The organism is Salinirubellus salinus (assembly GCF_025231485.1).
In the GTDB taxonomy this organism is placed as follows: Archaea; Halobacteriota; Halobacteria; order Halobacteriales; family Haloarculaceae; genus Salinirubellus; species Salinirubellus salinus.
The window spans coordinates 2,592,458-2,604,303 of the sequence record NZ_CP104003.1 but is presented as its reverse complement, the minus strand read 5'-3'; the positions used below and the strand labels follow the sequence as shown (position 1 = coordinate 2,604,303).

The following is an 11,846-nucleotide window of genomic DNA, read 5'->3' as shown; positions in this document are numbered from 1 at the left end:
CTCTCACCGGTAGCGCCGTCGGAGCAGGATTCCCGCGACCACGGCACCCACGACGGCCCCGGCGTAGGTGAAATTGATGAAGAGATTCGCGAACGCGGTGGTCACCAGCACCGCTATCGGGGGCGCGACGATCAGGAGCGGGAGTGCGAGGTGGGTCCAGTCGCCGAACGGTCCGAGCAGCTCGACGAGCGCGAGCGAGACGAGGCCACTGCCGGCGGCGAGCAGGAGTCCGCCGCCGAAGAAGAGGCCGACGAGGGAGGCGACGAACGAGACGGAGAACGGGTCGTCACCCGGGGGAGGGGTCGTCGGGACGGCCGTCGGCGAGGTGGTCTGTGCGGTGGCGCTCGGGACGGTCACGAGGAGTGGCCGGAACGGGCGGGACACGTCCGTATCGGCGGCCCCGGCGTCGAGTAGTTTCCGGTGCTCAGGCGAGCGCGTCGAGCGTCTTCTCCGCCCACCGGAGTGCGAACGCCGCCCCGTGTTCACGGTACGTCTCGGTCGCCAGCGCGCCGAACGGCGTCGGCGGCTCGATGCCGTGTTTGACCGCGGAACAGGCCAGCTCGGCGGCCTCGGCGAAACTCGTCTCGCCGCGGGCCACCTCGCCGGCCAGCCCCTCCAGCCGGGGTTCGAGCCGCGTGCCGGCGTCCAGCCACGCGTCGTGGAGCGAGGTGAGCGCCGGGTCCTCGCTCCCCCACGCGCGGAACACCTCGACGGTGTGGAGGCCGACGTAGGCGTCGTACAGCGCGTTCGCCAGCTGGTAGCTGTCCGCCGGTGAGAGCCCCGTCTCGCAGAGGGGCGGGTAGCGCTCGCGGAAGAACCCGAGGAACTGTTCGGGGAGGTCGGTGCCCGCCTCGACGAGCGCCTCCGCGACGAGGAACTCGACGAACTCGTCGGGCGAGCCCTCCAGCCGCGGCTTGACGAAGACGGTGGGCGGGCGGGTCTGTCGGGTCCACGCGACGCCGCCGTCCCCCGGGGCGCCCAGCGTGAACTCGCCGCCGGCGAGGCGGTGGAGCTGTTCCGGTGCCGACTCGGGGACCCACACGGGGTCGTAGTCGACCGGTTCGAACGCCTCCACCAGCGGGCCGAGGTTCTCGGCCACCGCCGGCGGGAGCGTCTCGAAGTCGCCCTTCGTGTCGAGGACGAGGGCGCCGGGTGCGTGCCGCTCGCGGACCGCCTCCAGGGCCGGCGAGAGGTCCCGCTGCTCGAACACGATTACAGCGCCAGCGAGAGTACGATGACGAGTACCAGTAGCGCCGCCACCCCGACGGTGCCGAGTACGACCTTCGTTGCGTCGCTCATGTCCCCGCGTTCCGCCGGGGGTGGGTTAAGTGCTTCAGTTCGCGTCGGGGCACAACGGGGAAGGCGACGGCCGACGCGGGCGGGGTATGGAACGGACACGCATCGCGTCCGGCACGGAGTGGGAGTCGCGGGTCGGCTACTCGCGGGCGGTCCGCGTCGGCGACCGGGTGCTCGTCTCGGGGACCACCGCCACGGACGCGGACGGCGACGTCGTGGGCGGCACGCCGGCCGAGCAGACCAGACGGGCGCTCTCGAACGTGGGGCGGGCGCTGGAGGCGGCCGGGGCGAGCCTCGAGGACGTGGTCCGGACCCGCCTCTACGTCACCGACATCGAGGACTGGGAAGCCATCGGCGAGGTCCACGGGGAGTTCTTCGGCGAGGCCCGCCCGGCCGCGACGATGGTGGAGGTGTCGGCGCTCGTGGACCCGGAACTGTGCGTGGAGGTGGAGTGCGAGGCTCTCGTCGAGGGGCTCAGCTCGGACCGTTCGTGACGGTGATCTCGAATCGGGCGCCACCGTCGGCCGACTCGGCCACCTCGACGGTCCAGCCGTGGACCGCGACCACGTCGGCGACGATGGCGAGGCCGAACCCCGTCCCCTCGCGGTTCGTCGAGTAGCCGCGTTCGAACACCCGGTCGCGTTCACTCGGTGGGATACCGACGCCGTCGTCGGCGACGTAGAACCCCACCGCGTCGGCGAGCGGGCCGACCGTCACGGTGACACCCCCCCCGCCGTGTTCGACGGCGTCCCGACTCGCAGACGCGTCGGGGCTCGTCGCGCCGTGTTCGACGGCGTTCCGGACGAGGTTCTCGAACAGCCGGAGCAGTCGGCCGTACTCTCCCTGGACCTGGCCGATACCCTCCTCGACGTGGAGCTCGGCGTCGCTGGTGTCGACGTTCTCCCATGCCGACCGGGCGAGCCCGGCGACGTCGATCGGCGCCGTCTCGGTGAGCGACTGGCCGGCGTGCGCAGCCGTGAGCACGTCCTCCAGCAGGTCCTCCATCCGGCCGAGTGCGGCCTGGACCCGGTCGAGGTCGTCGACGCTGTCGTCCTCGATGGCGATATCGGTGAACGCGGTCGCGACCGACAGCGGGTTCCGCAGGTCGTGGGCGACGAGGTCGACGAAGTCGTCGAGCCGCTCGTTCTGCTGGCGGAGGCTCCGCTCGGTCCGCTTCACCGCCGTGATGTCCTGTATCGTCCCCCGGACGAGCACGACCTCACCGTGCTCGGTGACGGCCTCCGCCCGGTTCCGGACGTCCCGCACGCCGCCGTCGGGGTTCGCCAGCCGCAGGTCGAGGCTGTAGCCCGTCCCGTCCTCGAGGGCCCGTTCGAACGCTGCCTCGACGCGGGGCCGGTCGTCCGGGTGGTAGCACTCGATGGCCCCCTCGATGGTCGGTGGGTCGTCCGTCGACTCCAGCCCGTGGACCCGGTACATCCCGTCGGACCACCAGAGCGTCTCGGAGATGGGGTCGTACTCCCAGACGCCCAGCTCGGCGATCTCCTGCATCTCGTCGAACAGGTACTCCCGTCGCTCCAGCTCGCGGGTCCGTTCGACCGTCTCGGTCACGTCCCGCGAGAACACGGTCATCCCTCCGTCGCCGGGGAACGCCCGCACCTCGACCCAGTAGTCGAACGGCTCGGGGACGTACTGTTCCAGTTCCACCGGCTCGCCCGTGGCCATCGCCCCGCGGTACGCCTCCGCCAGCGTCGCCGGGATGGTGTCGCCGAACTGGTCCCAGAGCCGCTCGCCGACCACCGTCTCCGCCTCGACGCCCGTCCGCTCGGCCATCGTGTCGTTCCAGAAGGTGACCCGCCAGTCCGGATCGACCGTGTAGACGCCGTCGGTGGTCCGGTCCAGCAACTGGTACTGCTCGGTGCGGTCGAACGCGGCGAACAGCACCCCGGTCTGCTCGCCCGCCTCGTCGTGGGTCGGTTCGGCGGCCGCCCGGTAGGCGACGGGGCCCCACGGCTTCTGGAAGACGAACTCCCGGTCGACGCGCCGGTCCTCCTCCAGCGCCACCCGCTTCAGCGCCATCGTTGGGTCGGCGTCCGACGGCGGGTAGAGTTCGTCGTCGCGCTTGCCGAGTATCTCCGCCTCGGGCGGGTCCGGGTTCGGGTTGTGGACCCACTCGTGTCGCAGGTCCGTATCGAGCCCCGCCGCCACGACAGCTCCCGTCTCGAGGACCAGGTCGAGCAGTCGCTCGCTCCGGTCACGCTCCCCACGGCCGCCCCCGAGTTCCGCAGCGTCCATGCACGACAGTGTCGGCGCCCGTATCTATCTCTTTGGGGCTATCCAGGGCTCTGGGACACGTCAGAGAGTCATCTATATTGGTCGAACTCCCGGAACCGAGGGACAGTCGTCCGCTGGCGTCCCAAGACCGGCCCCGGGCCACCGCTCGACTCATCGTGCACCCACTCGACACGGGTGTCGCCGGATGGCGTGTCACTCCCGCGCCACGTTGGTGTCGGCCAAGCCACACCTCTTGCCGCTCCGGACCCCTCCACGGCCCATGGTACTCAGTGCCCGCAACAGACTCGACGGGACGGTGACCGCGGTGACGACGGACGGCGTGATGGCCGAGGTCGTGGTGGAACTCGGCGACGGGCAGACCGTCACCTCGACCATCACCCGTGGCTCCGTCGAGCGACTCGGTCTCGAGGAGGGCGACGACGTGAGCGCCGTCGTCAAGGCCAGCGAAGTGATGATAGACAAGGCGTAGGGCGGTAGCGATGGCGGAGGCGGTGCGGGACCGCCAGCACACCCACCCGCGCCGGAGGGGCCGAAGGCCCCGATGGCGCGCCCTTTCGAATCCAAAGTTTTGCCGCGAGTCGGGCGCGACTCCGTCGCGCCCCACGAGCGTGCAAAAGTTTGGTCGTCAGTCCCGCAGCGCGTCCACCGGGTGCTCGTTCGCCGCCTTCCACGCCGGGTACAGCCCCGACAGCAGCGCGATGAGCACGCCGAACCCGAACGCGAGCAGCAGGTAGAACCCGTTCGAGGGGGCGAGCACCACGTCCAGTCCGATGGGGCTGAACTGGTAGAGGGCGCCGACGGCCAGCGACGAGACGACGATGCCGACGAACCCGCCGAGCACCCCGAGGAGCGCCGACTCCACCACGAGCGTCCGGAGCACGTCGCCCTTCTGGACCCCGACGGCGCGCAGCACGCCGATCTCGCCGCGGCGCTCGCGCGTGCTCATCAGCATCACGTTGAAGATGGCGACGCCGGCGACGACGAGCGACACCGTCCCCAGCGCGATGAGGAAGCCGTTCAGGAGGGTGAAGAACTCGCGTATCTGGTCGAGGATGCTCCCGAGTTCGAAGACGGAGACGCGCTGTTCGCGGGCGTTCAGTCGCTCGCGGACCGTCGCCGCGACGAACCGGGCGTCCTCGCCGGAGTTGGCCTGCACGACGACCTGGTTGTAGCCGTCCTGCACGAACTCGTCCTCGGGGAGGACGACGGCGTTGTCGGGCCGGATGGGCGTGATGTCCTCCCCCTCGGCGAGCACCGCGACGACCCGGTAGCGGTTCCCCTCTATCTCGATGGCGCTCCCGACCTGCAGGTCGAGTTCGGCCGCGAGCGACTGGCCGACGATGGCGCCCTGTCTGTGCTGTCTGGGGAGGGTCCCCGCCTCGGCTTCGAACAGCGCGGCTGGGTCGGACAGCCCGTAGAGCTGGGCGAAAGACTGGCCGCCCGAACCGGTGACGACGGCGCCGCTGGTGACGAGCGGGACGGCCTCCCCGCGGCCCTCGGCGACGCGCTGGACGGTCGCCACGTCGCGTGGCGAGAGCGTGCTCTCGCCGGTGTCGGTGTTCGGCGAGACGATGACCTGGTCGCCGATGCCGCCGAGTTCGTTCGTCGCCGAGAGCTGGAGGACGTTGCCGAAGATGCCGAGCGTGGCGATGGCGACGACGCCGATGACGATGCCGAGCGCCGCGAGCGCCGAACGCAGGCGGTTGCGGTCGAGGTTCCGGAACGCCATCAGCACCGCCGGGAACCGCTCGAGCACCGTCACCCGCCGATCACCCCGTCCACCAGTTCGACCTCGCGGTCGGCGTAGTCGCTCACGAGCGGGTCGTGCGTGACCGTGACGACGGCCACGTCCTCCTCGTCACAGATGCGCGAGAACTCCTCGAGGATGGTGGTCCCCGTCTCCTGGTCGAGGTTGCCGGTCGGTTCGTCCGCCAGCAGCACGTCCGGGTCGTTCACGAGCGCGCGGGCGATGGCGACGCGCTGTTTCTGTCCCCCCGAGAGCTGGCCGGGCGTGTGGTCCAGTCGGTCGCCGAGTCCCACCCGTTCGAGCAGTCGCTCGGCGCGAGCGGTGGCGTCGCGGTCCCGGTCGTAGACGGTGGGGAGCGTGACGTTCTCGACGGCGGTGAGCGAGTCGATGAGGAAGAACGACTGGAAGACGAACCCGATGTACTCCTTGCGGGCGTCGGTCCGCTCGCGTTCGGAGAAGGTCGTGACGTCGGCGCCGTCGAGCAGCACCTCGCCGCTGGTGGGCACGTCGAGCAGGCCGAGCATGTTCAGCATCGTCGACTTGCCGGACCCCGAGGGGCCGACGACGCTGACGAACTCCCCGCGGTCGACGCGGAAGTCCACGCCCTTCAGCGCCCGGACCGTCTCGGCCCCGGAGTCGTACTCCTTGACGACCTCCCGGAGTTCGAGCGGCGGGACGCGCTCGTGGCCGGTGTTCGTGGCCTCGCTCTCGGTCTCGACCGCCTCCGACTCGCTCGCGGGCATCACCGTCTCCGGGCGAGGTACGCGGTGGGGACGAGCACGATCAGCGCGAGGAGGACGCCCGCGAGCGCGCCCGTGGCGTCGACACCGATGCCGACACCGCCGAGGCTCAGCCCGCGCTGTTGGTCCTCGGGGGCCAGCGCCGAGTCGTACGGGAGCGTCACCGTCTCGGTCCGCTCCTCGCCACCGGTGCGGTAGGTGATCTGGACGGGGATCTCGGTGGCGTTCTCGGCGTCCACGTCGGCGGTCAACTCGAACGGCGCGAACTCGCTCGACTCGACGCTCCCGACGAAGTAGTCCCGCTGCGGGTACGCCGGCGAGACGTGCTCGCTCTCGCCCACGCTGACGACGACCGCCGTCACCTCGCTGTCGCCGACGTTGCCGGTGTTCCCGGTGACGAGCAGGCGGCCGTCCTCGGTGAACTCGAGGTTCACGTCGGTCAGGCGCACCTCGCCGCTGGCCGGCGCGTAGTCGTACGTCCCGGTGACGGTGCCGACGGCACCGGCCCCGTAGCGGTACTCCACGGTGGCGGTCAGCGTCGCGCCCTCCAGCCCGGAGAGGTCGACCGTGACGGTGTCGGACTCCCCGGGTTCGAGCGAGCCGACGGACCGGCGCGGGAGCTCCGTCTCGCCCGCGACCGGGCGGACCACGACCTCGCTGACCGGGACGTTGCCGAAGTTCGTCACCTCGACCTCGGCGGCCTCGCGGGGCTCGTCGCCCGCGTCCTGCGACTGGAGGGTCCCGCCGCCACCGCCCGCCGCGCCGCCACCGGCCGCCCCGAGCAACGCGCCCAGCTGCCCACCTGCCTGTTGCTGTTGCATCTGCTCGGGTGCCCGGCGGACGGCCACGCCGACGTCCTGCCGGAGCGTGGTGAGGTCGTACGTCGCGCCCGTGACCACGCGGTTCCGGTCCGTCGCGGCGGTGTACGCGAGCGTGACGTTCAGCGTCTGGGCGACGCCGATGGGGCGGCCCCCGAGGTCGACCTGCACCGTGGCGGACTCGCCCGGCGCGAGGTCGCCCACGGGTTCGCGCGGGAGCGTCCGGTCGGCCGCCGCGTCGCTCGTCAGGACGGGACGGACGACGACGCCGCTGGCCGCGGTGTTCCCGAAGTTCGTCACCTCGACGGTGACCGACTCGGCCGGGCCGGTGTCGTCGGGCGTGCCGTCGCCCCCGCCACCGCCGCCCCCACCTGCGACGGCACCACCGAGGCCGGCGCCGTCACCGCCGTCACCACCGTCGGCCGGCGGGGTCCGCGAGACGCTCACCCCGAGGTCCTCACGGAACGGCGTCACCTCGTAGGCGAGCGACTGCGTCGTCCTCGCCCGGTCGCCCGTCGAGGTGGTGTACGCGAGCGAGAGCTCCCCCTCGCGTGGTCCCGCCTCGTTCGGTCGAAGGGAGAGGTTCACCGTCGTGCTCGCGCCGGCCGCGAGCGCCGGGACGGTCGCCCGGGTCCGCTCGCCGTCCGGCCCCGAGAGCGTGAGTTCGAGGTTCCGCCGCTCGGTCGCCGACGGGTTCGAGACCGTCACCGCCACGTCGCTCTCGACGCCGACGACGGGGTCGGCGACGACCACGTCCATCGTCGGCGGGGCCCGCTCCACGACGACGGTGAACGGTCGGACCGCGCGGGTCTCGTTCCCGTTCGTGTCCGTCCCGACGGCGACGACCTCGAGGTCCACCCGGCCCGCCGCCTCGAACTCGGTGACGAGGTCGACGGTCAGGGCGCCACCCTGCGAGAGCGCCCCGGGTTCGTCGGCGGTGGCGAGTCGCTCGCCCCCGTCGGCGCGACGGAGGACGACCCGGTCTATCTCGACGGGTTCGGGCGAGCCGCCGGAGTTCTGGACCGTCGCGGTGACGGTGACTGGTTCACCCGTCACGGGACCGTCGGGTGCGACAGTCACGTCCGAGACCGTGATGCGGGCGTCGGGGACGGCCGCGACTGCGGCCGTCGGTGTGAGCAGGAACAGCACCATCAGGACGGCGAGGAGGCGTCGCATTCGCTTGACTAGAATAGGTGGTCAGCGCGCAAAAGGGTTCGTGTCGCGGGGGGCGAACGGCGGCCGGCCGCCGGCTCAGTCCATCCCGGCTTCGGCCTCCTCCTCGGCGGCCTCGGCCTCGCTCTCCTCGTCCTCGTCTTCGGGATCCTTCACGACCTCCAGCCCGCGGTTGTTCACCGCGTGCGGGTCCAGCCCGACCTCCTGGAGGAACTGCTTGTAGAGCCGCTCGACCGTCTCGCCGTCCTTCTGTTTCGAACTCGCGTGGTCACAGAGCGCCGCGAGGTCGTGGTCGGCGGGCGTCTCGTCCTGGTAGATGATCCAGTGGTTGACGAGGTCCGAGAGTCGGCGGATGGGCGAGGTGAAGTGGCCGTACACCTCGAAGTTCAGCGCGTGGTGCCCGCCGAACGGGTCGTTCATGTACTTCGCGCGGGGCATCACCTTCATCACAGCCCACTGGATCTTGTCCAGTTGTCGGCCGGGCGCCTGCTCCAGCGTCGCGTTGACGGCCTTCCGGGGGTCGTCCCACGCCTCGCCGGGGATGGAGACGCCGTCGAGTTCCTGGATCTCCTGCAGAGCCTTGTCCCACTCCTGCGGACTCGGCTGGGGGTGGACCCGGAACATCGCCTCGAGGCCGCGGACCCACTGGAGTTCGTGCGTGACGGCCTTGTTCGCCTTCAGCATGCACTCCTCGATGATGGTGTGGGCGCGGTCACGGCCGGGGTTGAGGACGAGCGAGCCGTCCTCCTTGCGCTGTTCGTGGAGCGCGTCCGCGAGCTCGTGGACCAGCACGAGTTCCTCGTGGAGGTCCGCGTCGGGTTCGTCGAGTCGGGCCTCGGCCTGGTTGTAGGTGAGCCGCTCGTCGGAGTGGATGACGCTCTTGTAGATGTCTATCTCCTCGTAGGAGAGCGTCTCCTCGTCGACGAGCATCTCGACGGTGTGGGCCAGCCGGTCCTCGTTCGGGACGAGCGAACAGACCGTCTCGGCGAGCACCGGCGGGAGCATGTGCATCGTGTACGCCGGGAGGTAGACCGTGTTCGCGCGCTTGACCGCCTCCTCCCACATCGCGCTGCCGGGGTGGACGTAGTGGGTGACGTCGGCGATGTGGACCCAGAGGCGGTAGTAGCCGTCCTCCTTGGCGATGGAGATGGCGTCGTCGAAGTCCTGCGCGTCGGCCGGGTCGATGGTGCAGGTCGTCAGGTCGCGGTGGTCGGTGCGGTAGTCCTCGTCCAGTTCCGACTGTATCTCGCTCTCGATGTCGGTGGTCCGCTCCTCGGCCTCGCGGACGACCTCCCGCGGGAACTCGTCCAGTATCTCGAACTCCTCGAACAGCTCCTCGCGCTTGTTGGCGAGGTGGCGGGCCAGTTCCTCATCGATCTGGACCGGGCCCTGCCCCTCCGCCGTCCCCGCGTAGGCCTGTTCGTCGCGCTCGTCGCTCATGGGACGCGCTACGGGGATTGTACTTGAATAGTTGGCGGGTGGCGAGGGTCGAACGGGGTGCGCCACGAGGTGGCTGGGGCGCGCCGTGACCGCCTCAGTCCTCGCGTGACTCCGAGCGCCGCGTCTCGAACTCCTCGCGGACGAGGTCGGTGTACGTCTCGAGGAACCCGTCCCGGTCCGTCTCGCCCGCGCCGCTCTCGACGAGCAGGTCCTCCAGCCCGCCGCGTGGCTGGTGACTCTGCTCGCGGTAGCAGTCCTTGCAGAGGTGTTCGAACTCCTTGTCTCGGCGGTCGAAGCGGTCGCCGTACTTGTCGTACTCGCGGGCGTCCGCCCGGGGGACGTCCTCGCCGCAGGCGATACAGGTGACCCGACTGCGACGCCGGTCCCGGCTGCCCCACATCTCGCTTCGACGTTCGCGCCCGACCACTTAGGCGTTTGTCCCGCGGCACTCACTGGCCCGTGAGTCTCCCCCGCCGCGGAGTTCCTCGCCAACACACGATTTATCCACCACCGGGTCGGACCTCGGGGCATGGAAGTCAAGTCCCGCCACCACCTCCGGGGCGACGAGATCGACGAGATCCGCGACGCGGTCCGCGAGACGCTGGGCGTCGAGATAGACGGCGACGCGTTCGAGGACGTGGAGTTCGTCGACTCCGACCAGCGGGTCGTGCTGGTCGACGGCGAACCGCTCGTCGTGTTCTTCGACGGCGAGCCGTTCCTCACCGTGAAGGGGGCCAACGCGTTCCCGCCCGAACGCAACGTCGTCACCGTCGACGCCGGCGCCGTCTCGTTCGTCAGCGACGGCGCGAACGTGATGCGCCCCGGCATCACGGCGGCCGACGGCTCCATCGAGCCGGGTGCCCTCGTCGCCATCGCCGAGGAGACTCACGGGAAGGTGCTCGCGGTGGGTCGCGCGGACGTCGCCGGGAGCGAGATGGTCGGCGACAGCGGGAAGGTGGTGGAGTCGCTCCACCACGTCGGCGACGAGCTGTACGGGTTCTCCGTCTGAACGACACGTCAACCAGACGATAAACAGCGTGCCGCGGTAAGAGCGTTTTTACCACTCCACTCCTGAGGTGGTGCCATGTTAGACTACGTGGACTTGGAGGCGGACCTCGGCCGGGAGGAGCGCATGGTGCAGCAGACCGCGCGAGAGTTCGTCGAGGACAAGTTCGACCCCGTCGTCGCCGACCACTGGGTCGAGGGGACGTTCCCGACCGACCTCATCCCCGAGATGGGTGAACTCGGGTTCTTCGCGCCCAACCTCGAGGGCTACGGCCTGCCGAACCTCTCGGAGAAGGCCTACGGCATCCTGATGCAGGAACTCGAGGCGGGCGACTCGGGGCTGCGCTCGATGGCGAGCGTCCAGGGCTCGCTCGTGATGTACCCCATCCACAGCTACGGGAGCGAGGCGCAGAAGGACCGCTGGCTGGAGGCGATGGGCCGCGGCGAGGCCATCGGCTGTTTCGGCCTGACCGAACCGAACCACGGCTCGAACCCGTCCTCGATGGAGACGTACGCCGAGGCCGAGGACGAGGGCTACGTCCTCAACGGGACGAAGACGTGGATCACCAACTCCCCCATCGCCGACGTGGCGCTCGTCTGGGCGAAGGACCGCTCGGACGACGACACGGTGAAGGGCTTCCTCGTGGAGACGGACCGCGACGGCGTGGAGACGCCGAAGATCGACGAGAAGCTCTCGCTCCGCGCGTCCATCACGGGGCAGATCGAACTCTCGAACGTGTACGTCCCCGAAGAGAACGTCCTGCCCGGTGTCGAGGGGATGAAGGGGCCGCTGTCCTGTCTCTCGCAGGCCCGCTTCGGCATCGCGTGGGGCGCAATCGGTGCCGCGCGTGACTGCTTCGAGACGGCGCTCGAGTACGGGAAGGACCGCGAGCAGTTCGGCAAGCCCATCGCGGGGTTCCAGCTCCAGCAGGAGAAGCTCGCGGAGATGGCGACCCAGATCACGACCGCCCAGTTGCTCGCCCACCGGCTGACGGACCTGAAGGAGCGCGGCGACCTCCAGCCCGCACAGATATCGATGGCCAAGCGGAACAACGTCCGGATGGCCCGCGACCAGTCGCGTATCGCCCGCGAGATGCTCGGCGGCAACGGCATCACCGCGGACTACTCGCCGATGCGCCACATGGCGAACCTCGAGACGGTCTACACGTACGAGGGGACCCACGACATCCACTCGCTCATCATCGGCCACGACCTGACGGGTATCGCGGCGTTCGAGTAAGGCGCGAAACCGAGCGAAACTAGGTTTCGCGGGAACGCGAGCGCAGCGAACTCTCGACCCGAGCGCGGAACCGTGGGTCCGCGAGTACACAGACGAGACCGGACCGAACGCTCTCCCTCCGCTCCGAAACTCCC

13 protein-coding genes are annotated in these 11,846 nt (G+C 70.1%); 4 read left to right on the top strand and 9 right to left on the bottom strand.

Annotated elements, in window-relative coordinates; genetic code table 11:
- Positions 1-3 precede the first annotated feature (3 nt).
- Genes N0B31_RS13840 through N0B31_RS22675 form a run of 3 tightly spaced genes read right to left on the bottom strand, consistent with a single transcriptional unit; the run spans position 4 to position 1,299 of the window.
- On the bottom strand, positions 4-384 hold the full coding sequence (locus N0B31_RS13840) for a hypothetical protein (RefSeq protein WP_260592215.1): 381 nt from the start codon (positions 382-384) through the stop codon (positions 4-6).
- A gap of 40 nt (positions 385-424) precedes the next feature.
- Entirely contained in the window at positions 425-1,210 is a 786-nt protein-coding gene (locus tag N0B31_RS13835; RefSeq protein WP_260592214.1) for a DUF7089 family protein, read from the bottom strand.
- Positions 1,211-1,212: 2 nt separating this feature from the next.
- Positions 1,213-1,299 carry a hypothetical protein gene (locus N0B31_RS22675; RefSeq protein ID WP_438271177.1) on the bottom strand — a complete coding sequence of 29 codons (87 nt, stop codon included), beginning with the start codon at positions 1,297-1,299 and terminating at the stop codon, positions 1,213-1,215.
- Between the two features lie 86 nt (positions 1,300-1,385).
- Between N0B31_RS22675 and N0B31_RS13830 the strand changes: the two genes are divergently transcribed.
- Positions 1,386-1,790 (top strand): RidA family protein, encoded by a 405-nt coding sequence (locus N0B31_RS13830; RefSeq protein ID WP_260592213.1) that lies wholly within the window; start codon positions 1,386-1,388, stop codon positions 1,788-1,790.
- On the opposite strand, the gene N0B31_RS13825 is transcribed toward N0B31_RS13830, so the two are convergent.
- Positions 1,771-3,549: a PAS domain-containing sensor histidine kinase gene (locus N0B31_RS13825; protein WP_260592212.1), complete on the bottom strand. Its 1,779-nt coding sequence runs from the start codon at positions 3,547-3,549 to the stop codon at positions 1,771-1,773. The two genes, N0B31_RS13830 and N0B31_RS13825, sit on opposite strands and share 20 nt — an antisense overlap.
- 259 nt (positions 3,550-3,808) lie before the next feature.
- Here N0B31_RS13825 and N0B31_RS13820 point away from each other — a divergent pair, with 259 nt between their 5' ends.
- Positions 3,809-4,018 carry a TOBE domain-containing protein gene (locus N0B31_RS13820; RefSeq protein ID WP_260592211.1) on the top strand — a complete coding sequence of 70 codons (210 nt, stop codon included), beginning with the start codon at positions 3,809-3,811 and terminating at the stop codon, positions 4,016-4,018.
- Between the two features lie 156 nt (positions 4,019-4,174).
- Here the strand turns inward: N0B31_RS13820 and N0B31_RS13815 are convergent, their stop codons facing one another.
- The 5 genes from N0B31_RS13815 to N0B31_RS13795 form a co-directional block, all read right to left on the bottom strand.
- Positions 4,175-5,311, bottom strand: a complete 1,137-nt coding sequence (locus N0B31_RS13815) for an ABC transporter permease (protein WP_260592210.1) — start codon at positions 5,309-5,311, stop codon at positions 4,175-4,177.
- On the bottom strand, positions 5,308-6,039 hold the full coding sequence (locus N0B31_RS13810) for an ABC transporter ATP-binding protein (RefSeq protein WP_260592209.1): 732 nt from the start codon (positions 6,037-6,039) through the stop codon (positions 5,308-5,310). Before N0B31_RS13810 ends, N0B31_RS13815 begins: the two co-directional genes overlap by 4 nt.
- A complete protein-coding gene (locus N0B31_RS13805; protein ID WP_260592208.1) occupies positions 6,039-8,030 on the bottom strand; it encodes a COG1361 family protein in 1,992 nt (663 codons plus the stop codon). Before N0B31_RS13805 ends, N0B31_RS13810 begins: the two co-directional genes overlap by 1 nt.
- Positions 8,031-8,105: 75 nt before the next feature.
- The gene (locus tag N0B31_RS13800; protein WP_260592207.1) at positions 8,106-9,467 is read right to left on the bottom strand and encodes a ribonuclease catalytic domain-containing protein; all 1,362 of its coding nucleotides are present in this window, start codon (positions 9,465-9,467) and stop codon (positions 8,106-8,108) included.
- A 94-nt stretch (positions 9,468-9,561) separates the two neighbouring features.
- Positions 9,562-9,867: a DUF7562 family protein gene (locus N0B31_RS13795; RefSeq protein ID WP_260592206.1), complete on the bottom strand. Its 306-nt coding sequence runs from the start codon at positions 9,865-9,867 to the stop codon at positions 9,562-9,564.
- Between the two features lie 129 nt (positions 9,868-9,996).
- Between N0B31_RS13795 and N0B31_RS13790 the strand changes: the two genes are divergently transcribed.
- Positions 9,997-10,476 (top strand): RNA-binding protein, encoded by a 480-nt coding sequence (locus N0B31_RS13790; RefSeq protein ID WP_260592205.1) that lies wholly within the window; start codon positions 9,997-9,999, stop codon positions 10,474-10,476.
- A 75-nt stretch (positions 10,477-10,551) separates the two neighbouring features.
- Complete coding sequence (locus tag N0B31_RS13785; protein ID WP_260592204.1) at positions 10,552-11,712, top strand: acyl-CoA dehydrogenase family protein; 1,161 nt, start codon at positions 10,552-10,554, stop codon at positions 11,710-11,712.
- The last annotated feature ends 134 nt before the right edge of the window (positions 11,713-11,846 follow it).